Annotated in this window: 23 protein-coding genes and 1 pseudogene; 16 read left to right on the forward strand and 8 right to left on the reverse strand. The window is 48.3% G+C overall.

Translation table 11 applies throughout. The features are described 5' to 3' along the window. Window positions 1–16 precede the first annotated feature (16 nt). The 5 genes from ACV7NC_RS04485 to ACV7NC_RS04505 all read right to left on the reverse strand — a co-directional run bounded on the left by ACV7NC_RS04485 (window position 17) and on the right by ACV7NC_RS04505 (window position 4212). The gene (locus ACV7NC_RS04485) at window positions 17–862 is read right to left on the reverse strand and encodes a cupin domain-containing protein (RefSeq protein ID WP_458154271.1); all 846 of its coding nucleotides are present in this window, start codon (window positions 860–862) and stop codon (window positions 17–19) included. Continuing rightward, window positions 859–1464, reverse strand: coding sequence for a sigma-70 family RNA polymerase sigma factor (locus ACV7NC_RS04490; protein ID WP_458154273.1), 606 nt, complete (start codon window positions 1462–1464; stop codon window positions 859–861). The genes ACV7NC_RS04485 and ACV7NC_RS04490 overlap by 4 nt, the downstream gene beginning before the upstream one ends. A 92-nt stretch (window positions 1465–1556) precedes the next feature. Further along, complete coding sequence (locus tag ACV7NC_RS04495) at window positions 1557–2909, reverse strand: FAD-binding oxidoreductase (protein ID WP_458154275.1); 1353 nt, start codon at window positions 2907–2909, stop codon at window positions 1557–1559. Between the two features lie 28 nt (window positions 2910–2937). Beyond that, window positions 2938–3240, reverse strand: coding sequence for a putative quinol monooxygenase (locus tag ACV7NC_RS04500; RefSeq protein WP_458154276.1), 303 nt, complete (start codon window positions 3238–3240; stop codon window positions 2938–2940). 231 nt (window positions 3241–3471) lie between these two features. Continuing rightward, window positions 3472–4212 (reverse strand): pteridine reductase, encoded by a 741-nt coding sequence (locus ACV7NC_RS04505; protein WP_458154278.1) that lies wholly within the window; start codon window positions 4210–4212, stop codon window positions 3472–3474. 97 nt (window positions 4213–4309) lie between these two features. Here ACV7NC_RS04505 and ACV7NC_RS04510 point away from each other — a divergent pair, with 97 nt between their 5' ends. The 16 genes and pseudogenes from ACV7NC_RS04510 (at window position 4310) to ACV7NC_RS04585 (ending at window position 16836) form a co-directional block, all read left to right on the forward strand. Further along, window positions 4310–5479, forward strand: coding sequence for a class I SAM-dependent methyltransferase (locus ACV7NC_RS04510; protein WP_458154279.1), 1170 nt, complete (start codon window positions 4310–4312; stop codon window positions 5477–5479). A 163-nt stretch (window positions 5480–5642) separates the two neighbouring features. Further along, window positions 5643–6527 carry an HDOD domain-containing protein gene (locus tag ACV7NC_RS04515; protein WP_458154280.1) on the forward strand — a complete coding sequence of 295 codons (885 nt, stop codon included), beginning with the start codon at window positions 5643–5645 and terminating at the stop codon, window positions 6525–6527. Between the two features lie 91 nt (window positions 6528–6618). After that, complete coding sequence (hisC, locus tag ACV7NC_RS04520) at window positions 6619–7704, forward strand: histidinol-phosphate transaminase (RefSeq protein WP_458154281.1); 1086 nt, start codon at window positions 6619–6621, stop codon at window positions 7702–7704. 38 nt (window positions 7705–7742) lie between these two features. Further along, the gene (hisB, locus tag ACV7NC_RS04525; protein ID WP_458154282.1) at window positions 7743–8330 is read left to right on the forward strand and encodes an imidazoleglycerol-phosphate dehydratase HisB; all 588 of its coding nucleotides are present in this window, start codon (window positions 7743–7745) and stop codon (window positions 8328–8330) included. A 28-nt stretch (window positions 8331–8358) separates the two neighbouring features. Next, window positions 8359–9003, forward strand: coding sequence for an imidazole glycerol phosphate synthase subunit HisH (gene hisH, locus ACV7NC_RS04530; protein ID WP_458154283.1), 645 nt, complete (start codon window positions 8359–8361; stop codon window positions 9001–9003). 63 nt (window positions 9004–9066) lie between these two features. Then, the gene (hisA, locus tag ACV7NC_RS04535) at window positions 9067–9822 is read left to right on the forward strand and encodes a 1-(5-phosphoribosyl)-5-[(5-phosphoribosylamino)methylideneamino]imidazole-4-carboxamide isomerase (RefSeq protein WP_458154285.1); all 756 of its coding nucleotides are present in this window, start codon (window positions 9067–9069) and stop codon (window positions 9820–9822) included. A gap of 69 nt (window positions 9823–9891) precedes the next feature. Continuing rightward, a complete protein-coding gene (gene hisF, locus ACV7NC_RS04540; RefSeq protein WP_458154286.1) occupies window positions 9892–10665 on the forward strand; it encodes an imidazole glycerol phosphate synthase subunit HisF in 774 nt (257 codons plus the stop codon). Between the two features lie 52 nt (window positions 10666–10717). Continuing rightward, window positions 10718–11110, forward strand: coding sequence for a phosphoribosyl-AMP cyclohydrolase (gene hisI / locus ACV7NC_RS04545; protein ID WP_458154287.1), 393 nt, complete (start codon window positions 10718–10720; stop codon window positions 11108–11110). Continuing rightward, window positions 11107–11433, forward strand: coding sequence for a phosphoribosyl-ATP diphosphatase (locus ACV7NC_RS04550; RefSeq protein WP_458154288.1), 327 nt, complete (start codon window positions 11107–11109; stop codon window positions 11431–11433). The genes hisI and ACV7NC_RS04550 overlap by 4 nt, the downstream gene beginning before the upstream one ends. A gap of 3 nt (window positions 11434–11436) precedes the next feature. Continuing rightward, window positions 11437–11787: a histidine triad nucleotide-binding protein gene (locus ACV7NC_RS04555; RefSeq protein WP_458154289.1), complete on the forward strand. Its 351-nt coding sequence runs from the start codon at window positions 11437–11439 to the stop codon at window positions 11785–11787. Window positions 11788–11819: 32 nt separating this feature from the next. Then, window positions 11820–11993 (forward strand): annotated as a pseudogene (tatA, locus tag ACV7NC_RS04560) (Sec-independent protein translocase subunit TatA); the annotation flags it as partial. A 226-nt stretch (window positions 11994–12219) separates the two neighbouring features. Beyond that, complete coding sequence (gene tatB / locus ACV7NC_RS04565) at window positions 12220–12621, forward strand: Sec-independent protein translocase protein TatB (protein ID WP_458154290.1); 402 nt, start codon at window positions 12220–12222, stop codon at window positions 12619–12621. Window positions 12622–12642: 21 nt separating this feature from the next. Then, window positions 12643–13437 carry a twin-arginine translocase subunit TatC gene (gene tatC, locus ACV7NC_RS04570; RefSeq protein WP_458154291.1) on the forward strand — a complete coding sequence of 265 codons (795 nt, stop codon included), beginning with the start codon at window positions 12643–12645 and terminating at the stop codon, window positions 13435–13437. Between the two features lie 115 nt (window positions 13438–13552). Continuing rightward, window positions 13553–14170, forward strand: coding sequence for a hypothetical protein (locus ACV7NC_RS04575; RefSeq protein ID WP_458154292.1), 618 nt, complete (start codon window positions 13553–13555; stop codon window positions 14168–14170). Between the two features lie 40 nt (window positions 14171–14210). Further along, complete coding sequence (locus ACV7NC_RS04580; RefSeq protein ID WP_458154293.1) at window positions 14211–16604, forward strand: heavy metal translocating P-type ATPase; 2394 nt, start codon at window positions 14211–14213, stop codon at window positions 16602–16604. A gap of 22 nt (window positions 16605–16626) precedes the next feature. Next, complete coding sequence (locus tag ACV7NC_RS04585; protein ID WP_458154295.1) at window positions 16627–16836, forward strand: heavy-metal-associated domain-containing protein; 210 nt, start codon at window positions 16627–16629, stop codon at window positions 16834–16836. An 844-nt stretch (window positions 16837–17680) separates the two neighbouring features. Here ACV7NC_RS04585 and ACV7NC_RS04590 read toward each other — a convergent pair. From ACV7NC_RS04590 to ACV7NC_RS04600, 3 genes are read right to left on the reverse strand one after another with little or no spacing between them, the layout of a single operon-like run. Beyond that, complete coding sequence (locus ACV7NC_RS04590) at window positions 17681–18775, reverse strand: lipocalin-like domain-containing protein (protein ID WP_458154296.1); 1095 nt, start codon at window positions 18773–18775, stop codon at window positions 17681–17683. Continuing rightward, a complete protein-coding gene (locus ACV7NC_RS04595) occupies window positions 18775–21321 on the reverse strand; it encodes an FtsX-like permease family protein (protein WP_458154297.1) in 2547 nt (848 codons plus the stop codon). The genes ACV7NC_RS04590 and ACV7NC_RS04595 overlap by 1 nt, the downstream gene beginning before the upstream one ends. After that, entirely contained in the window at window positions 21318–21983 is a 666-nt protein-coding gene (locus ACV7NC_RS04600) for an ABC transporter ATP-binding protein (RefSeq protein WP_458154298.1), read from the reverse strand. The genes ACV7NC_RS04595 and ACV7NC_RS04600 overlap by 4 nt, the downstream gene beginning before the upstream one ends. Between the last annotated feature and the right edge of the window lie 117 nt (window positions 21984–22100).

The raw sequence follows: 22100 nt of genomic DNA on the forward strand, positions 1-22100 counted from the left end.
TTGCATTAAATTGATATTACCCAATACTAAACCGGCTGCTCGCGCTGCGCATGAAAAACAACGCGCCGCTGTCGGTCGAAACCGGCCGTGAACTCACGCCTGCCGGAGCCAGCTGCCAATCGCCGGAACGCAGCAGGGTATCGCCGAAAAACGCGTCGCCTTCAAGTAATAAACACTCTTCTTCCTGCGCCAGCATCGGCACAGGCGGTTTCCATGACGAATCGGGAGCAATGCGCACCATCGACGAGTAGCTTTTGCCGTCATCATACAGCGGCTTACTCGCTACGCCTGGCGCCAGATCGGTCCATTCGCCTTCGTGCGCGTGGATTGTAATCAGCTCACTGCCATCGCCGGATAAAAAAGCTGTCAATAGATCGCGGGCAACTTCTGCGGTATGACCGACCGGGATTCCTCTCAAATAGAGCAAAGCGCCGGTTTCGGAATAGATCCGGCCATGACGGCTGCTGGAACGCGCCATATGGTAATCACCGGCATTGACTTTGAATTCTCCCAGACTAGCCGATCCCCGCAGCACGACGCATTCTTCGTCTTCGTGATGGCGGTGCATCGGCAAACTGGCGCCGGGCTCGAGATCCAGTAAAAATGCGCGAATATCCGGATCCAGCGTTTTGGCGCGCACACCCGAGCGAATTTGCCGCCAATTGCCTTGATCGCTGCGGATCGTGATACGGGATGATTCAGCGGTTACGCTGGCTTGCACTCGCTGCAACAGCCGCTGACGAACATTAACGCGCTGTTCCTTGCTGGGCTGCAATGGCTCCAGTCCCTTCAACAAGGCCGTTTCGACGTTCTCGGCGCGTTGCGGATCATCCGGGTCCAAGGAGTAGCGTTTTTTCATCATTCAAAGCCTTTCAGTAAATCGTCTTCAAGCACTTCTTGCAACTGCTTGAGCGCCCGGCGAATATGCGATTTTACCGTGCCCAGCGCCATACCCGTACAGGACGTAATCTCATCGTGCGTCAAACCGCGAAAAAAAGCCAATGCGACTAACTGCCGTTGTACCGGTTCTAATTGCTCTAATGCTTGATTCAACAGGCGGTTATGCTGCGTCGCGATCAGCAAATCTTGCGGATCGCTATCCCGCGCTGGCTCATCACTTAATAGAAGCGCCGGTTCTTCGCAAAGTTCAACGTCGTCTTGTTTCCGCAAATAGTCCAATGCCCGGCTGCGTGCCATCATCAGCAACCAAGCGATGACATTGCCGCGTTGCGCATCGAAGCGCGGCGCTTCGCGCCATACCTGCCAATATACATCCTCGCTGACTTCTTCAGCCGCTTGCGGGTTGCGCGTAATCCGCAACGCCACACCATACACCCGTGTCAGTGTCGCCTCGTACAAATTTTCCAGCGCCTGCTCATCGTGCATTGCGATCGCCGCAACCCAGGTCTGCATCTGTGCAGCTTCAGCACTGCAGCCGCTGCTATTGCTGTCACTTGCCGTCACTACCGGTCATATCCTAGCCATATTGAACCACTGTACCTATTCCATGCACTGAAATATATCACCAGATACGCCGCCACAGTATATTTCCCGAATTACATCAGAAATTGTTCATAATAAGGCGTCGTGAAACGTTCGCGCGCGAGCTTTCGCGGAATGCAAATATCGCCTGGCTGCAGCCATTGGGTCTGGATGGGCGAGGGATTCCCCCTCAATTGATCGATCGCGACACGGTTGTATTCTTTTGCAAACCGTTGCCACAAGGGATCGTTAGGGTTACTGTAAAGCGGATCGAACGAACACGAAATACCGCTGCCACCGGAATAAATGCCAAAAGGTTTTCGTTCTTTTTCCGGACGATGCACAAAATAGGTAGCCCAGCCCGTAGGCACAAATCCGGTATCATGCTCAAACGATTTGGTGAAGCGATAGGATTCATTGATTACACGCTCCAGCATCCCAATATCGTGCTCATAGTATTGGAAATCCAGGCGATTCTCTGTCTCAGCGGGACGCCAGTATTCATTGACAAAATCGCTTCGCGAAAAAACAATCCCCTGTGGCCGGGGCAAATCACCACCGTCGAAGCCATGTTGTATCGCCAAGCGTTTAGCAAGGCGATATTGCTCGCAATGCGGCTGCGAACTATCCGGTGTCATGTTACCCGCGCCCGCTTGGTACCGTTGTTCTGCGAAACAAACGAGCTGATGCAATATCACCACCGCCAGCAAAGCATCGCACTGCTCGCGCAATTGCAATATTCCTTCCGCCAATGCCTGAGGGCTTTGATAAGCGTATAAGGCGACATTCGCCCGGCATAGACTGGCTGGACGAACTTCTATCAAACATTCCACAACGATTCCGCTCAATCCGAAACTGCATTTAAATTCATAAAAAGCCGCGCCATCCTGCTGATCCGAGAGTATGCACAAGTTGCCAAATTCATTGATATATAGCACAGCGACAACATGGCTGGAAAAATATCCCGGCCCGTCGAGTGATGACTCTTTGGTATCCCCTACTGTGACCGAACCCACTGTCGCTTCGCCGATTTCTGCCTGAAAAGGGATTTCCCATCCTTGCTGTTGTAACCAAACATTCAATTTTTTCAACCGGCATCCGGCCTGAACTCGAACGACCTGCCGGCCGCAGCCGTCGGTTTCCAAACCAAGAATGGCGTCCAGTTTGCGCGTGCATAACAGAGTACCACCATCATTGCAGACTGTTTCAGTAACCGACAGCATGGAACCGATTGGACGCACCGGCGTGGGAAACTGCGCAGTATCGCGCACTACCGCTTGCACGTCGGCGTAACTGACCGGTTCAACATACACGGCCGGATGAGTGGAACGGCTGAGCCCCCAATTCGAGAATTCCCGTCCGTCGTTAATGCAAAGACCATGCACAAATTGTGTCATGATTTCGAGTTCTTCCGAGTTAATATTCATTTTTCGCTCCATGTGGCATGCGGATTCATTATTCGCACTCAGCAAGATAGGTATATTTTTGAATATTCGGCGCCTTAGCCAAGAACGGTATCGCTTGATTCAAGGCTTCTTGGATATGCGGTGTATTGAAATGAGCCTCGATAGATTTTTCGTCGGTCCATTCTTCAATAAACAAAAATTCCGTTCCATGATGGTTTTTTCGAAACAGTTGATAACTCAAACAACCGTTTTCCTGGCATGTCGGCGCGATAATTTTTTTTAGAATCATTTCCACTTCAGTGACTTTATCAACACGCGCCGTTATCTCTGCGATTACTCGAACAGTTCCCATCGTTTTCTCCTCTTTTCGTCATTAAAATGCGCTCGTTGCAACTGGGTTTCTTGATAAACCCTTTACAAAGCACGAGCTCCTATTAACTGATACGAAAAAAAGCTGCATCCGGATGCAAGTAAAACCGCTTTTTTAGTCCGAATAACAGAATCTGAAGAAAGAAATAAGTAAGGAAGCCGGTTTCAGGTCATCCATGAACACGGCAAGTGAGATCAGGCGGGAATTGGTTTTCTATAAAGAAATGCTGCGCCCGCCATCTACTGCAATGACTTGTCCGGTGATATAAGGCGCATCCGCGATTAGAAATTGCACGGTTTTAGCGATGTCGTCAGGTTCTCCGCAACGTTGAAGCAAGGTGCTGGCAATAATCTGCTGACGCGCCGCATCATCGGACCACTCTCCAGCTTCTGGCCATAGAATCGGTCCCGGCGACACCCCATTCACGCGCACTTCAGGCGCCATTTCAACAGCCAGGGATTTAGTCAATGCCAGCAACCCGCCTTTGGCAGCATTGTAGATCACATAATTTTTCAAAGGCCGCTCGGTATGAATATCAATAATATTGACTACGCACCCATGCCTTTCCTTAAGATAGGATGCAGCTGCTTTTGTTAGAAACAAAGGCGCCTGCAGATTGCTGCCGACAAGATCTTTCCAATCTTCTAACGTACTTTGCTGCAACAGTGTCGGAAAAAAGCTGGAGGCGTTATTGATGAGCACATCCAGATGCCCGAAACGTTTAATGGCCTTTTCAACCAGATTCGGCAGTAAATCGGTATCTAACAGATCGGCTTGTGCCAACGCCACAGACTCCGGCCGTTGCCGGTTTAACTCGTCGGATAGCGCTTTCGCTTCATCGAGTGACGACCGGTAATGCACAATCAAATAAGCGCCTTGCGCATGCAGTCGCCTGCAGATCGCCGCTCCAACCCGCTTTGCCCCGCCGGTCACCAGTATTACTTTCCCTTGCACAGACGCCTCCATCAAAGAACTGCTACACTATGGCCCAGTCGAAGTAAAAACCTTACAATCCACTTTAAGAATATCCGTCACATCATTGATTATAAATATGCTACCTCCAAGTGAAATAGCTTTGGCACACAGCCAATTGGTACAAGCCATGATTCGAGAGAAGATTCTCGCGGCAAACCAATGGATTTCCTTCGAACAGTACATGAATCTCGTATTGTACGCACCTGGATTGGGTTATTACAGTAGCGGTGCAACCAAATTGGGCAGCGCAGGTGATTTTGTCACGGCCCCGGAAGTTTCCCCGTTATTTGGTCGCACATTGGCCCAACAGTTAAAACAAATCTTGCCATCTCTGGCACAAACAATCATTCTCGAATTTGGTGCGGGAACTGGAAAACTGGCGCGCGATATCTTGCTGGAGCTGGAGCAATCCAATGCGCTGCCGGAGAAATATTTAATTCTGGAAGTAAGCGCCGAACTGCGCCAACGTCAACAAATGCTGATCTCACATGAAATTCCGCACTTGACGCAAATAGTTGAATGGATCGACCAATTACCCGACCAATTGACTGGCGTCGTCATCGCTAATGAAGTAATGGATGCGATGCCGGTGCATATCATTAAATGGCAAGAAAATATGGTACTGGAGCGCGGGGTTTCTCTGGAAGAAAATCAATTTACCTGGCAGGACCGTCCGATCAGTCACCCACAGTTACATGCCATTGCTAAAGAATTATTACCTGAGATCAATCCACGCAAACTTCCCGGCTTTGAGTATCTCAGCGAAGTTAATCTTGCCGCCTCCGGCTTCATGAGTACTCTTGCGGAACGGTTCCGGCAAGGCGTTATCCTGTTGATAGACTATGGCTTTGGTCGGCATGAATATTATCACCCGCAACGAAATCAAGGCACGCTGATGTGTCATTATCGCCACCATGCTCATGGCGATCCTTTTTATCTGCCTGGTTTACAAGATATTACCAGTCATGTCGATTTCAGCGCGATCGCAAGTGCTGCAGTGAATGCCGGGCTACAGTTTATGGGTTATACAACGCAGGCACATTTCCTCATTAATTGCGGTATCACGAGTATTCTGGCCCAAACTTCCGCTGAAGATACGATTCATTACTTACCACAATCCAAGCAACTGCAAAAATTAGTCAGCCCTGCTGAAATGGGTGAGTTATTCAAAGTCATTGCTTTTGGAAAAAATTTTAACGACCCGCTTACCGGTTTTTGTTCCGGCGACATGAGCCGCCTCTTATGAAAACTATAAAGAAAAGAAAATGTGTGTCGTAAACTTACAGGGAAATTCTAATCCACAATTATGATTCTGTTTCATAACAATTATTTCAAAATAATACCAGCGCCTCCCAGTATTACTATGGACTTAGCATCCGCCCCTATATCAACACCTTGAGACGGAGTTCATGTTGTTTCTTAATAAATTGGAATTTAGCCAGAACTTCCGCAGTATCCTGCAACAAGCCGGACAGATACCGCCGCTTCCGGATACAGCACGTTCACTGCTTAGGCTCCGCAACAATCCTGATGCCAATCTTGATCAGCTTGCAGGATTAATCGAACAAGACCCAGGTTTGTCCGTTTTCATCATGCGATACGCGCGTATGTCCGTTTTCGGTTACGGCAACAAGATTCACTCGGTATATCACGCTATCTCCCTGGTTATAGGCTTTAATACCGCACTTAATTTATCAATGAGCATCGTCTCTTCCGGCTGCTTAAAAATGCCGAATCATGGCGCGCTAGGCCGCAACCTCATCTGGAATCAAACCCTGGAATGCGCCATCCTCTGCCGCGAACTTTGCAATATCATCCCAAATAATCAAATTATTGATCGCGATTTAATGTATTTAAGCGGGTTATTCCATAATTTCGGCTATTTTTTATTTGCGCATCTGTATCCCCGAGAATTTGCCTATCTGAATGATTTAATTTCACGCTATCCGAAACAAGACATCCGTTCCATTCAGATGCAGGTTTTTGGTATTACACATGATACGATCGGCATGTACCTGATTAAAGCCTGGAATTTACCGGAAGAAGTTGCCATTACGGTTGCTGAGCAGCACTTTCCTGATTATTCAGGAAAACATGCTTTGTATGTAAAACTGATTGCCATTGCTAACCGGCTACTCCACGATCACACAACCGTTGATGGATGTCCTTACATAGAAACTTCTGTATTAATGGAGTCTCTGGGAATCAATGAAACCGAAGCGGTTGCAACCAGCGAAAAAGTGCAAAGCTGCCGAAATGAGATTACCCTGCTAGCTGATGAACTGGCAGCATAAAACTTTATCTACCTGCACCGTTTAAAGCCCAATCAAGATCCTCAACAACAAATTAAACGGCAAATACACTATTGAGTTAAAATACGCAGCTATGCCAAGCACTGTACACCCAGAACTAATTTTCCGGCCTGAAATTCTTGCGATTTCCGCCTATCATGTACCGCCCGCAACCGGCATGATCAAGCTGGATGCGATGGAGAACCCTTATCCGTTACCTCTTGCACTGCGCGAAGAAATCGCCAGTCTGATGGAACAAGCGCCTATCAACCGCTATCCGGATGCCAGTGCTGCTTCACTTAAATCATCATTACGCCGGGCTCTTGCCATTCCAGATGACATGAGCATTTTGCTTGGCAATGGATCCGATGAGATCATACAGATTATCGCCATGGCAGCGGCTAAGCCCAGTGCCGTGCTGATGAGTGTCGAACCGGCTTTTGTGATGTTCCGGATGATCGCCACGTTTACCAATATCCGGTACGTAGGAGTCCCTTTAAAGCAAGATTTCTCGCTGGATTTGGATTTGATGCTCAGTGCCATAGCGAAACACAAACCGGCAGTAATTTTCCTGGCTTATCCTAATAACCCAACCGGCAATCTATTCGATCCCGAAGCAATAAAACAAATAATCGCAGCAACTCCCGGTATCGTGGTTGTCGACGAAGCTTATCAAGCATTTGCGGATAACAGTTTTATCGATGAATTGTCTGAATATCCCAATCTTTTATTGATGCGTACACTTTCTAAGTCAGGCTTAGCTGGCTTGCGATTGGGATTACTAATTGGAAGACCGGAGTGGCTGGAACAACTTGAAAAATTGCGTTTACCGTATAATATTGGCATTATGACGCAATTAATCGCAGAAAAAGTATTACAACATACCGCAATATTATCTGAACAAGCCGAAGCTATTAAATCAGAACGTGCAAAAATGAACGCTTTTTTTGCTACCATGAAAAATGTTGAAGCATATCCTTCTAAAGCCAATTTTATATTGTTTCGTGTAAATAAAGCCGGTCAAATCTTTCAGGCGCTTAAGCAGCGAAAAATATTAATCAAAAACCTCGACGGCACGCATCCGCTATTAGAAAATTGTTTACGTGTCACGATCGGTACGCCTGAAGAAAATTCGCAGTTTTGCATGGCATTGCAATCCCTATTGAGTAAAACCGCTTAAAACCAGCTAAACCCTGTTCAATCCATCCAAGCTTTTCTATGCGTCAAGCACAAATCATTCGAAACACATTGGAAACCCAAATCAGTATCCATCTCAATCTGGATGGAACGGGTAAGTCAGTTTTGGAAACCGGTGTCCCTTTTTTGGATCACATGCTCGATCAAATTTCGCGGCATGGCATGATTGATCTTAAAGTAGCCGCAAAAGGTGATCTCCATATCGATGCGCATCACACGGTCGAGGACATTGGTATTACTTTGGGCCAGGCGCTGATTCAAGCAGCAGGAGACAAAAAAGGCCTGCGCCGCTATGGACATGCCTATGTCCCTCTGGATGAAGCATTATCGCGTGTTGTCATAGACCTATCCGGACGTCCGGGATTGGTCTTTAATGTCGAATTTACCAGAGCGCGGATCGGTGAATTTGACGTGGATCTCATTCATGAATTCTTCCAAGGACTTACCAATCACGCGCTAATAACTTTACATATCGATAATTTATCTGGAAGAAATGCCCATCATCAGGCAGAAACTATATTTAAAGCATTTGGACGCGCGCTGCGAATGGCAATAGAACATGATCCGGCGGCTGTCGGCATTATTCCATCTACTAAAGGCTCGTTATAAGCATCCGAGTTCCACCACACCACATTGTATGATTGATATTGCAATTGTTGATTACGGCATGGGAAATTTGCGTTCCGTGCAAAAAGCGTTTGAACATGTTGCGCCGTCCGCGTCGATTACAGTCACCAGCGATCCGCATGAGGTCTCTAAAGCTGATCGGATCGTCGTTCCGGGCCAGGGGTCGATGCGCAACTGTATCCATGAACTGGAGACGCGGGGACTGCGAGAAGCCGTCATTGAAGCTGCGACTCACAAACCTTATCTTGGCATTTGCCTGGGCTTACAAATGCTGTTTGAAGAAAGCGAAGAAGGAAACGTCAAAGGTCTCAATATTTTGCCGGGAAAAGTTGTGCATTTTCCTGTATCCAAAATGAAAAATGCCGATGGTCAGAAACTTAAGGTCCCTCATATGGGTTGGAATCAAGTTCATCAAATACATAAACATCCGCTTTGGCAGGGCATTGGCGAAGATTCACGTTTTTATTTTGTACATAGCTATTACGTTGAAACTACCGACCCAACATCGATTGCCGCACAGAGCCAGTATCCTTTCCCATTTACTTGCGCCATTGCAAAAGATAATATTTTCGCGGTACAGTTTCATCCAGAAAAAAGCCAAATAGCAGGATTAACTTTATTGAGTAATTTTGCAAAATGGATACCGCACGGCTAAAAGAAAACAACATACTGTTTTTTTATCACTTAACTTTCATCAATTATTATTCATGATTAAGCTATGCTGATTATTCCTGCAATAGATCTTAAAGATGGGCATTGTGTCCGCCTCAAACAGGGTGTCATGGAGGATGCCACGGTATTTTCTGAAAAACCTGGAGAAATGGCGGCCCATTGGCTCAGTCAAGGCGCACGTAGACTTCATCTGGTTGATTTAAATGGCGCATTCGCTGGAAAACCGAGAAATGAAGCGGCCATTCTTGAAATTGTGGAAGCCTTGGGAGGTCAAATTCCAATTCAATTGGGCGGAGGGATCCGTGATCTCGATACCATTGAACGTTACCTGGATGACGGTATTTCCTACATCATCATCGGCACAGCCGCAATTAAAATCCCAGGTTTCCTGCAAGACGCCTGCAATGCCTTCCCGGGTCAAATCATTGTCGGATTAGATGCAAAAGAAGGAAAAGTCGCTGTTGATGGTTGGTCCAAAGTGACCGGGCATGACGTCATTGACCTGGCCAAGAAATTTGAAGGCTACGGAGTGGAAGCTATCGTATATACGGATATCGGCAGAGATGGCATGCTTAGCGGCGTCAACATTGAAGCAACTGTTGAATTGGCCAGGGAACTCACCATACCTGTCATCGCCAGCGGCGGCATTACCAACATTCAAGATGTGCATAAATTATGTGAGGTTGAGTATGAAGGTATTATGGGTGCAATCACCGGGCGTGCAATTTATGAAGGTTCGCTGAACTTTAAAGAAGCCCAGATATTGGCCGACAAGCTCAGCAGCGAACATAATATCCCTTAATCAAAAAGCCAGTTTTCAGTCTTACTCATCTCATCCCTTCTTTTTTCAATTCCGGCTTTAAATAATCAAATGAGCCTCGCTAAACGTATTATTCCTTGTCTGGATGTGACTAATGGGCGTGTCGTCAAAGGCATTAATTTTGTAGAGTTGCGCGATGCGGGCGATCCAGTGGAAATTTCCCGCCGCTATGACGAACAAGGTGCGGATGAATTGACTTTTCTTGACATCACCGCCAGCTCCGACAATCGCGACCTGATTCTTCACATAATTGAAGAGGTTGCAGCACAGGTTTTCATCCCGCTAACGGTTGGTGGTGGCGTACGTCAAGTCGATGATGTCCGGCGCCTGCTTAATGCTGGCGCAGACAAAGTAAGCATTAACACATCGGCGGTACTGAATCCGCAATTGGTGGCGGATGCATCCGATCATTACGGTTCGCAATGTATAGTAGTAGCGATTGACGCCAAACAAGTCAATTCGCCGAATGACCCACCGCGTTGGGAAGTCTTCACGCATGGCGGACGCAAAGCAACCGGTATTGACGCTATCGAGTGGGCCCAGAAAATGCAATCATTGGGTGCTGGCGAAATATTGCTTACCAGCATGGATAGAGACGGCACGCGAAATGGTTTTGATATTGCCTTGACACGCGCGATCGCTGACGCCATTGACATCCCGGTCATCGCCAGCGGCGGGGTCGGCAATCTGGACCATCTCGTCGATGGCATCTTGCAAGGCCATGCCGATGCTGTGTTAGCAGCCAGCATCTTCCACTACGGAGAATTTACGATCCAGCAAGCAAAGCAGCATATGGCACAACACGGTATTGAAGTGCGTTTATAATGCTAAAATTATTGGAAATTCATGTTTTTCAACACCCGACACTGTCTATAAAATGCAATCTGACACCTGGCTCAACAAAATTAACTGGTCGGAAGATGGGCTAATACCCGTCATCACGCAAGAAATCGGTAGCGGTAAAATTCTAATGTTCGCCTGGATGAACCGCGACGCGCTTAAAATGACCGTTGAAAAAGGCGAAGCGGTGTATTGGTCGCGTTCTCGTAAAAAACTTTGGCATAAAGGGGAGGAATCCGGGCACACCCAAAAAGTCAAAGAGATTTATTTGGATTGCGACGAAGATGTTTTACTCCTGATGGTTGAGCAAATCGGCGGCATCGCCTGCCACACCGGCCGGCATAACTGTTTCTTTCAGAAACTCGAAGGCACCGAGTGGGTGATCACAGCACCTGTCATCAAAGATCCGGAAAAAATTTATTCGAAATGACCAACACCACCATTCTTCATCGCCTGGCAGAAACGATCGAGTCACGCAAATCCGCAGATGCCGATAGTTCCTATGTCGCCAAGCTTCTTCACGGCGGACACGACAAAATCCTTAAGAAAATTGCAGAAGAATCCGCCGAGACTTTGATGGCGTCGAAGGATGGTAATCTGGAGCAAGTCATCTATGAAACCGCCGATCTCTGGTTTCATTGCTTGGTTTTGCTCGCCCATCACGGACTCACTCCGGATGATGTGTTAAAAGAACTTGAAAGACGGGAAGGTGTCTCCGGAATTACGGAGAAAGCATCACGCAAAAAGGAGTAATGCATGGACAATTGTATTTTCTGCAAAATCGCAAGAAGAGAAATCCCTTCACACAGAATTTACGAAGATGAAGATATTCTTGCATTCAATGACATTCATCCGGTTGCTCCCGTTCATTTCCTGTTGATTCCCAAACTGCATATCGAATCTCTTGCTGACGTGCAAGAGTGTCATCAAGCGTTAATTGGAAAAATGCTACTATTGGCACCTAAACTTGCTAAAGAGCAAGGGTGCGATGATGGTTTCCGTACCATTATCAATACCGGCCGGATCGGCGGGCAAGAAGTGTTTCATTTACATTTTCATATCATCGGCGGACGTGAACGATTACCGGGTATGATTCACCACGGTTGATCCATCAAACCCATGAGTAAAAGGAGAAAATAATGGGTACATTCAGTATTTGGCATTGGATTATTGTACTAATCATTGTTGCTCTGGTATTCGGTACCAAAAAATTGCGTAATCTTGGCAGCGATCTCGGAAGCGCCATCAGAGGATTCAAAGACGGCATGAAAGAGTCAGAAACCGAAAAATCTTCTCAGCCGGAACAAGCAGTCATTGAAGTCGCGGCCATGAAAGATGCTACCTTCCATACTCCTAAAGAAAACAATACCGGAACAGTATCCGGGAAAAATGCATCGCAACAGACTCCTGGCTCTGTAACTGACACCGATATCAGAGATACAACCAATTCCAAAACCTAGTGGCTGATCGGGATTGAAATCAAATTTCGCATACCCGAACCGACTGCTTTACTCGTCATAATCCTGTTTAAGAAAAAGCATGTTTGACATCAGTTTCATGGAGTTGCTGGTTATCTCAATGGTGGCGCTGATTGTGATCGGACCGGAACGATTACCAGCCGTGGCGCGTACCCTCGGTCACTTATATGGCCGCTGCCGCAGCTTTGTGTACAGCATCAGAACGGATATTCATAACGAAATGCGCATGGAAGAATTGAAAGAAATGCATCACTCCATGCAGGAAACGGCTCATACCATTGAAGATTCCGTACAGCAACATGCCGATCACTTTAAAACGGCCATTGATGATGGCGCAAACGGACCGAAATCAGCCACTGATCAAACCATCATACAAGATGCGGCGATCGAATCTTCCCGGTCACAACCCGATCACGCTTCTCCTTCTTCAATTAACTCGGGCGAGAGTAACAAAAACAATTGAACTCTTCCGATTGCAATCGCCATGCTTGAAGGCTCATTCCTATCACACTTAGTCGAATTACGTGCCAGAATAATACGCATCCTGGGTGTGTTGCTGATCGGTTTTTTGCCGTGCGCTTTTTTTGCACGCGAACTTTATACCCTATTGGCGCAACCATTACTCGAGAAACTGCCGCAAGGCGGTCAAATGATCGCTACCGATGTCGCAACGCCTTTCTTCGTGCCGATGCAAGTTGCGATGATGCTGGCATTCGTAATTACGCTACCGCATACCTTGTTCCAAATCTGGGCTTTCGTTGCACCCGGGCTCTATACGCATGAAAAACGCTTGGCGCTGCCGATTGTGATTGGCAGCAGCTTATTATTTTTTTTGGGAATGGCGTTTGCTTACTTTGCCGCACTACCGGTGGTCTTTGAATTCATAACTTATTTTGCGCCGGACGGCGTTGCTGTAATGACCGATATCAGTAAATATCTCAGCTTCGTACTATCGATGTTTATGGCCTTCGGCGTCACATTTGAAGTTCCGATCTTTGTCATCGTGCTTGTCCGGACGGGCGTTATCACAGTTGAAAAACTGAAGGAAATACGGCCTTATGTCATCGTCGGCGCATTTGTTATCGCTGCAATTTTCACGCCTCCGGATGTAATCTCACAATTCATGCTGGCCGTGCCTTTATGTCTTCTCTATGAACTGGGCATCATGATCGCCATTATGTTGGCTCAACAACAATCTCAACAGATTCCCACAGAACCAGAACCGCAACCGGAGAAGAACTCACTCGACAACGAAGACACATCCCAGAAAAAAGATTGAAACTTAACCCAGTCAAGTCAACCACTAGCAACCGGTAGACGCCGTTATATTGAAACCATCGGTGCACTAGCGTATCCAATGGGAGGTACAGGCTGTCACAAAAGGGGAATTAATAATGCCGATTATCACTAATGCAATGGTTGTCACCAAAAAAACGGTGATAACGTTGATTTTCATGATCGCGGTTACTGCCATTGCGGTAGCGCAACAACCGGCTAGTGAATCGAACCATCAATTAACCACACAGCCACAAAACCCGATGCTGCACCCGGTAACACCACCCGGCGTGGATAAACCGCCCAGAACGGTTCATCGCATCGGAACAGCCATTGGTGCGCCACGTAACAGCATCAGCATTAAAAGTACCGATGCTGGCAGCAGCCAGCGGCAAGCACCGCAAGCCAGGTGCAGCAACTGCGGCATCGTCGATTTTGTGAATAAACTCGGGCAAGGACCGGGGCTCAACGCCATCGCCAGCGGAGTCGTAGCCGGTACTATTGCGCGTGAAGTGCTGCAACAATCGCATTCCCATCCAGGGATCAATCACCCGGAAATCAGGGACTCTAATCAGCATAGCCACGGTGGAAATATCGTTTACCCCGGCAGCCTGTATCAAATCGGAATTACCATGAATGACGGCAGACAAGCGATTATCAATCTACCGGATGCGGCCAATTTTCATCAAGGTGATCGGGTAAGATGGGTTGATGGCGGCCTGGTCCTTGACCGCTGATCCAATTTTTCTTATTCAGGATTTAATTTTTGGAGAAACTGTGAACTCACCGGCTCTTAAACGCATTGAACTACCCATCGAGGGCATGACATGTGCTGCTTGTGCTTCGCGTATCGAAAAGAATTTAAACAAACTTTCAAGTGTTCATGCGGCTGTGAATTTCGCCAATGAGAAAGCGCTAGTCAATTATGATGAGAATCTGGTCAATGCTGAAAAACTGATTCAGGCGATCGAAAAATCCGGATTTCATGTCACGCCACGTTCGGTCCAACTGCAAATCCATCACATGACATGCGCTGCTTGCGCCGATCATATTGAAAAAGCGCTTAATACGCTGCCAAGCGTTACCGCCACAGTTAACGTAGCCACAGAAATCGCCCGGGTTAATTTCATGCCGGGTGTCGTGACGGTGCAGCAATTAATCGGCACGATCGTAAAAGCAGGTTATGACGCCAACGAAATCAGCGAAAATACTCACGCAGAGCAAAAAGCCAAGCGCGCAGCTGCTTATCAAGCAGAGTTGCGTTTATTCAAGATCTCGGCAATCCTCACATTGCCGCTGGTATTGCAAATGGGAGCAATGTTCACTGGCCATGAAATGGATTTATTGCCGCAATGGCTGCAGTGGCTACTGGCCACCCCAGTGCAATTCTGGATCGGCCGCCGATTTTATATCGGCGGCTGGCATTCTCTGCGAGGCGGTAGTGCCAATATGGATGTACTGATCGCGTTGGGTACCAGCATGGCTTATTTTTTCAGTGCCGCAGTCACAGCGTTCGGATTGAATCAGCATGTTTATTTCGAAGCCAGCGCAGCTATCATCACATTAGTTTTACTAGGGAAATTGATGGAAGCACGCGCCAAGGGCAAAACTTCTGAAGCCATCGAGGCATTGATCAGACTGCAACCCAAAACTGCTCGCGTCGAACGCCATGGGGAAATCATCGAGGTACCGGCCAGCAGTTTACAAGTCGATGATATTTTCTTGGTACGCGCAGGAGAAAATTTTCCAGTCGACGGAATCGTCATTGAAGGATCATCCAACGTTAATGAATCGATGCTCACGGGTGAAAGCTTACCCGTCAGCAAAGAAATCGGCGCTAAGGTTTTCGCTGCCACGCAAAATCAACAGGGATTTCTAAAGTGCCGCGCCACCAGTATCGGCATGCAAACGCAATTGGCGGCCATTATTCATTTAGTCGAAGAAGCGCAAGGTTCCAAAGCACCGATTCAACGCATGGCAGATACCATCTCGGGAATATTTGTGCCGATTGTCGTGATCATCAGTTTCTTGACTTTTGTAATCACTGGCTGGATCACCGACGATTTTGTAACCGCACTCATTAATGCGGTTTCAGTTCTTGTTATCGCCTGTCCTTGCGCACTGGGACTCGCTACACCGACCGCTATCATGGTAGGTACCGGCCGTGGCGCACAAATCGGTGTGCTGGTTAAGAATGCCGCAGCATTGGAGCATGCCGAAAAAATTCAAACCGTCATCGTTGATAAAACCGGCACATTGACCGAAGGCAGGCCGGAAGTTACAGATATTATCCCCTCAGATTCTCACAGTTCATTGGGCTTGTTGCGCATTACGGCTTCCCTTGAGCAAGGATCGGAACACCCTTTGGCTCGCGCAATCCTCGAACATGCCAAGCAAATGCAACTCACGTTGCAATCGATTCAAGATTTCACAGCAATTACAGGTGGCGGTATTACTGCGCAGATCGACGGCACTCACTATTTGGTCGGTTCACCCAAATTACTTAAACAGCATGGAATTCATTTGGATGAGCAGCAAATCAATCGTTTACAATCGGAAGGAAAGACTGTAATCGGTATCGCCGAAATTTTCAATAACACTGGCAAAATTCACGGTTATCTCGCGATAGCTGATCGCATGCGTGCTACTTCCCGGCATGCCGTGGAGCGATTGCAATCGTTGGGAATCGAGGTCATCATGTTAACCGGAGATAACGCCGTGACTGCAGCTGCGATTGCTCAGCAAGCCGGTATTACGCATTTTCAGGCTGAAGTATTGCCAGCCGACAAAGCCGCAGCCGTAAAAAAAATAAAAGCTAGCAACCGGTTCACAGCCATGGTAGGCGACGGCATTAACGACGCACCCGCGCTGGCTGCTGCAGACGTCGGCTTTGCCATCGGCGCCGGCTCAGATGTCGCAATTGAAGCCGCTGATATCACGTTGGTGCGCAATGACCTGATGAGCGTGGCTGATGCCATTTCCCTGTCACGCGCTACGTTAAAAAAAATCCGCCAAAATCTTTTCTTCGCATTTGTATACAATACGCTGGGAATTCCATTAGCGGCTATCGGTATGCTCAATCCCGTTATCGCGGGTGCCGCCATGGCCATGAGTTCGGTATCAGTCATCAGCAATTCATTACTACTGAAACGTTGGCAAATGCAACGTTAGAAATTCTAGGAAAATTATAATTATGGAAATAGCTACCATTAAAATCAAAGGCATGACCTGCATGGGCTGCGTCAACAGCATAAGAAACGTCCTTTTGAACGTTCCGGGCGTTGCTCAGATTGAAGCAACGCTCGAGCCTCCTCAAGCAACAATTCATTTCAACTCAGCGGTAACAAAACTCGAGGAACTTAAAGAAGCGATTATTGATGCTGGATTCGAAGTTGTTGATTGACAGCAACGAACCTGCCTGACTATTCCGAAGCTTTTTCTAAACTCTGAGTCGATCGTTATTGATCCAAATGAGTTAAAAAAATAAATGGATCAACAATCTGGAAAAATTAATCAATTCAGGAAAGGCCGTTTGATTTTTTTAGGAGCAAACTTCACCAGAAGAAGCTTGTATAGAAGATTAGCCGTTTAATCGAATCAGGGTAATGTCGGCTGAAAAATGAAATGCCCAATTATCAGAAATAAATTTACTGATAATTGAGCATTTTAATTATTATTTTTAAAAACATTTGACTGATTCAGCCCTGTTTTTTTCATTTATATCAGGTAGCAATCGTTTTAACTGCGTGACACAACATAAAACTTAACTACCTAAGGGCACTGAAAATATTTCAGTCTATAAAACAAAGTAAACTACGGCACCAATAGCGACAAAAGCTGCGGTAGAAATGAAGAACAATCTCAGAACTTGTGCATCTGTTTCTCTTCTATTTACTTCGGCCATTCTAATCTCCTTATTTACGATTCCATTAACAAAACTAATGCCGATGAATTCATCAGCTCCCTTCTTGCACGATCATAAAATTATGATTGTGAATCCAATCTCTGTTCCCCAGACTTACTATTAAAGCAAATTCTGCAACTAGAACCGAGTAATTTATCCGCAATCATCCAGTATTCCAGATCACTGCGTCCGTCGATTCTAACTCACATTTAACAACAATGAAAGTGTTGAAATTGTGGATATCCCGAAAATTCGCAAAAAACTAATGTCATCCTATTTTCTTTCATCTGAAATGCTCTTGTTAGACTTCCTATTTCCCAACACCAAAGATGTGCAAGAGGTCTTACAGTGATAAGGCTTTCGCATAGCCGGTCAGTTCCAAATAACCGCGCCCTACCGGCTGCTCGTCTTTAAATAAAGTTACTGCTCCTTCCCAATAGACTGTCGCGGTTGATTGACGAGAATCCAATTCCTGATCGTCGATCAGCGGCTTCAAATGCCATTCGATGTCGCCGGTACGAACACGCATCTCAACCGGATACACCCCTTCAGTAAGTGTCGATTGCCAGGTGCGTACCGGCGTGAAATCGACTTGTTCCGGGTCAAATAGCTTCATATTACCGGCTGCATCGCGCAAAGCCGCGTACGCCCAGACTTTTCCGCCTTGCTTGGCGCGAATTTGAAACGCCATCAACGCCGAACCGTCATCGAGATTGGCACCGACCCAATCCCAGCCATCGGCATCTGGGTCAAGATATGCGGTTGACCATTCGTGATCCAGCCAGGCACTGCCTTTAACCGCAACCGGTTTACCATCGCGAAGCACCGTGCCGCTTACACTCAAATGCGGTTCGCTGTAGTAATAACTGGCTTGCTCGGGTTTCGGTCCTTTGCGCGAAAAACCATTCTGATCTTGCAGCATCGGGCTTTGTGTCGGGATCAGCGACAGCCGTAAACCGAATCCCTCATCCTGCATATCGACGACATACTGGCCATCGGCTTGACGCACCAGCGTCCAATCATCGAGCTTCACATCGGTATCGCCCGGCTTGCTGTAAGCAAATCCAAAACCTTCACGCACCGTCCGTTCGCGATGCATCAGCTTGCCAACCGCTGGATCGGACAGCGCCAAATGCGCGATAATCAGATACTTGGCGGCGAAGCGGCTGGGGTTGTCATGATTCACATCCGTCGCATAACGGAAAAAAGTCACTTGAAACCCAAGCGGCTTGCGGTCTTCCGTTTCCAGCCAACCGGTGATATACCACCATTCGATGCGAAAATCTTCATGCGCACCTAAATCATGCGGAAACCTAAGCTGACAATCGGGCGTAACCGGCTTCAACCGGCTCGATTGAGCAAGCGCATCCAGCCCGATCACATTAAGAACAAGCAGCAACAACGCAATCCATGGACTGATCGTTTTTTTGCGTATCATCACCAATCCTCCCGTACTGCACGAATCACTTGCGCCGAAACCGCCCGTCGCCCTGACACTACCGCAGTCAAAGCAGCGGAAATCAGCAAAATCACGGCAACCGAAAACAGCCACGGCCATGGCATATGAATCGCCATGGTCCAATGAAAGGATTGCGGATTTACAATAAACACCAGAATCAAACTAATCGCCCAGCCCAGTAAAAAACCCAGCACGATACCGAGTGACGACAACAACCCGCCTTCCACAGCCAATAACATTAAAACCTGCCGCCGCAGCACACCGATATGCCGCAACATCCCGAATTCCTTAATACGCGCTAGAATTTGCGCGGAAAAACTTGCGGCGACGCCGAGCAAGCCGATTACCACCGCGATCATTTCCAGCAAATAGGTCACCGCGAAACTGCGGTCAAAAATCTCCAGGCTCAATGCACGCATGTCACTCGAACTCGAAATTTCCAAAGCAGAGCCGAACGGCAGTTGGCGCAATGCCGCGATGGCTTGATCGGCGGTAACGCCAGGCTGTAACCAGGCCGCCACGGTATTGACGCTTACATCACCGGTCAGCGCCTGATAATCGGTCAGCAGCATTTGCACCGCACCGAATTGGCGGCCATAGTCCCGCCAAATCCCAGCCACCAGAAACTCGTTGAGCGATTCGCCCACCGGTAACCGGATACGATCGCCGGTTTTATAACCATACAAATCCACCATCGCTTCCGAAACCCAAACCGGCATGACGTCATCCGGAATCGTTCCCGGTGTCAGCATATCGTCGGTCATCGGCAGCGTATTGCGCGGATCCACGCGATCCACCGGACGGGCAAACAAGGTAATATCCGGCCGGTTTGGATCCAGTGTCAATTGCCGGGTGCGAAACAAATCGACACGCTGAAAACCAGGCATCGTTTTAATCTGCTGTTGCACATCGGTTGGGAATCCGCCCTGATCACCGCTTACCGCGGTACGCACGTATAAATCCGCCGGCAACACTTGTTCCAGCCAATGGTCGATTGAAGTGCGGAAACTCGCAACCATAATCGCCATAGCCACCATCAAGCTAAAGCTCGCCAGAATGCCGCCGAGCGCGACAGCCGCTTGATTGGGCGCATTGGCAAGCCGTGCAATCGCCAGCATACCGACCACCCCCGGTTTATCCGGTTGATACCGCAGCAAGCGCAAAAACACTTGGCCGGTCAAGTATGGCATCAGTGCAATGCCACCAATCAGCAGCAGCGAAATGGCCAGATATCCGAAAATCGGCAGTTCAAAAATGGATGGCAATTGCGTAAACAGTAATGCAACTGCCAAGCAAGCCAGCGCATACCACGGTACCGATAATGCCGCCATTGCTATATCCTCACTGCCGGAACGCAGTGCCAATGCCGGTCTGGCGCGCGATGCTTCCAATGCCGGCAAGATATTGCCCAGCAACGTCACGGTCACGCCGACACCGAAAAACAACAATGCCAGCAGCGGATCCAAATATATGCTCGGTTTTACACCGGGAAAAAAGTTGGTGCCCAAGTCACCGCCGAGCATTCGAATCGCCGATACTGCCACGCCATAACCCAGCAGCAACCCCAACCCTGAGCCAATCACCCCAAGCAGCAGTCCTTCGGTAATTACCTGCCGCAACAACTGCCGGCGAGTCAACCCCAGCACCCGCAACAATGCAAATTGCTGGCGCCGCCGCACCACCGACAGCGCTTGTGTAGAAAATACCAGGAATGTACCGGTAAACAGCGCCACCAGGGCCAGCATGTTCAAATTAACGCGATAAGCGCGCGACATATTGGCAATGCGTTTTTCCTGATCGGTTTGTTCGGTAACGACGAACGCTTCGCCCAGCTCATCGGCCAACCTTGCCTTAAATGCTGCATGATTGACGCCATTTTCCAGCTTCAATTCTATGCGCGACAACACACCCAGTTGCTGAAAACGCCACTGCATCGCACCGATATCCATCACTGCGAGACGCTGCCCGGCCCGCGCTCGTACCAAACCACCGGCCACGCGCAGCGTAATCGTTTCCAGCCCAGCATGCAGTTCTAAGTATTCATGCTGCTTTACTTGCAACCACTCCATCGCTGCCGGTGACAGAAAAATGGTATCGCTGGCCAACCGGTCCAACGACTTACCCTCTTCCGGTAATCCGATTAAATCCGGCGCAATCGCCATCGCCCGCAGCATATCGATACCGATGATTTTCAAGCGGTGATCGTTGCGGCTCTGCTGCTTGCCGGGCACCGTCACATCCAACTCCAGCACCGGATTGGCCAACTGCACCCCGGGATAACCGGCGAGCCGCGGATACAGCATTTCATCGAAAAAACCGCTACGGCTTTGCACTTGCAAATCGGATTGCCCGGACAAGCTTTTGCTGGCTGCGGAAAATTCGTTGAACGCGGCGGTATTGATCAAATGAATCGAAAACGCCATCGCCACGCCGATGCCGATCGCGGTCAGCGCCACCAAAAATTGCAACCAGTGCGAGCGCCACTCGCCCCACAGCAACCAGCGCGATATCGTCGCCGTGCTCATGCCTCGTTTCCTGATCTAGCCGGCTGCAAACCCTCTTTGGTCAATTGCAGTACCCGATCCGCCGTCGCCGCGGCTGCATGCGAGTGCGTTACCAGTATGCCCATCGCGCCGTTGGCTTTGATCTCGTTGCGGATCAAATGCAAAATTTCATGTGCCGTATCCGGGTCGAGGTTGCCGGTCGGCTCGTCCGCCAGCACCAGCTTGGGCCGGTGTATCAACGCCCGCGCAATCGCCACACGCTGCAGTTCACCACCCGACAACTGCCGCGGAAAATCGCCGCCACGACCTTGCAAACCGACTTGCTTCAGCATCGGTTCAACACGCTCCGTGGTGTCGCCGTTCAACAGCAGCGGCAACGCGATATTCTGCGCCAGCGTCAGATGCGGCAACACATGAAACGCCTGAAAAACAAACCCAAACTGCTCACGCCGCAATCGCGTCGCCGCATCGTCATCAAGGGACGAAATCGCCGTGCCATTGATCACAATCTCACCCGAATCCGGCGTGTCCAGACCGGCGATCAGATTCAACAACGTCGACTTGCCCACCCCCGATTCGCCCATGACGGCAACATACTCGCCTGCGTTCAGCGTGTAGCTCAAATTGGTCAGCACCTTCCGGCCTTGGGCATAACCCTTGGTAATATTACGTAATTCCAGCATAATTTATTGGCTTTGAAACATCATATTAATAATAAAAACTGACTAAGAAAAAATGCAGAATTAATGTAACAAAGCTATCTTTTCAAAGAAATTAAAACATCGCGACAACCGACTGAA

The sequence above is a fragment of the Nitrosomonas limosa genome, assembly GCF_054188085.1.

Coding starts and splice junctions, on each gene's coding strand:
- ACV7NC_RS04575 (WP_458154292.1), top strand. CDS start 13,553: ATGCCGATTATCACTAATGCAATGGTTGTCACCAAAAAAACGGTGATA.
- hisB (WP_458154282.1), top strand. CDS start 7,743: ATGCGTCAAGCACAAATCATTCGAAACACATTGGAAACCCAAATCAGT.
- hisH (WP_458154283.1), top strand. CDS start 8,359: ATGATTGATATTGCAATTGTTGATTACGGCATGGGAAATTTGCGTTCC.
- tatB (WP_458154290.1), top strand. CDS start 12,220: ATGTTTGACATCAGTTTCATGGAGTTGCTGGTTATCTCAATGGTGGCG.
- tatC (WP_458154291.1), top strand. CDS start 12,643: ATGCTTGAAGGCTCATTCCTATCACACTTAGTCGAATTACGTGCCAGA.
- hisF (WP_458154286.1), top strand. CDS start 9,892: ATGAGCCTCGCTAAACGTATTATTCCTTGTCTGGATGTGACTAATGGG.
- ACV7NC_RS04600 (WP_458154298.1), bottom strand. CDS start 21,983: ATGCTGGAATTACGTAATATTACCAAGGGTTATGCCCAAGGCCGGAAG.
- ACV7NC_RS04510 (WP_458154279.1), top strand. CDS start 4,310: ATGCTACCTCCAAGTGAAATAGCTTTGGCACACAGCCAATTGGTACAA.
- ACV7NC_RS04590 (WP_458154296.1), bottom strand. CDS start 18,775: ATGATACGCAAAAAAACGATCAGTCCATGGATTGCGTTGTTGCTGCTT.
- ACV7NC_RS04550 (WP_458154288.1), top strand. CDS start 11,107: ATGACCAACACCACCATTCTTCATCGCCTGGCAGAAACGATCGAGTCA.
- ACV7NC_RS04595 (WP_458154297.1), bottom strand. CDS start 21,321: ATGAGCACGGCGACGATATCGCGCTGGTTGCTGTGGGGCGAGTGGCGC.
- hisA (WP_458154285.1), top strand. CDS start 9,067: ATGCTGATTATTCCTGCAATAGATCTTAAAGATGGGCATTGTGTCCGC.
- ACV7NC_RS04495 (WP_458154275.1), bottom strand. CDS start 2,909: ATGAATATTAACTCGGAAGAACTCGAAATCATGACACAATTTGTGCAT.
- ACV7NC_RS04500 (WP_458154276.1), bottom strand. CDS start 3,240: ATGGGAACTGTTCGAGTAATCGCAGAGATAACGGCGCGTGTTGATAAA.
- ACV7NC_RS04515 (WP_458154280.1), top strand. CDS start 5,643: ATGTTGTTTCTTAATAAATTGGAATTTAGCCAGAACTTCCGCAGTATC.
- hisI (WP_458154287.1), top strand. CDS start 10,718: ATGCAATCTGACACCTGGCTCAACAAAATTAACTGGTCGGAAGATGGG.
- hisC (WP_458154281.1), top strand. CDS start 6,619: ATGCCAAGCACTGTACACCCAGAACTAATTTTCCGGCCTGAAATTCTT.
- ACV7NC_RS04585 (WP_458154295.1), top strand. CDS start 16,627: ATGGAAATAGCTACCATTAAAATCAAAGGCATGACCTGCATGGGCTGC.
- ACV7NC_RS04555 (WP_458154289.1), top strand. CDS start 11,437: ATGGACAATTGTATTTTCTGCAAAATCGCAAGAAGAGAAATCCCTTCA.
- ACV7NC_RS04485 (WP_458154271.1), bottom strand. CDS start 862: ATGATGAAAAAACGCTACTCCTTGGACCCGGATGATCCGCAACGCGCC.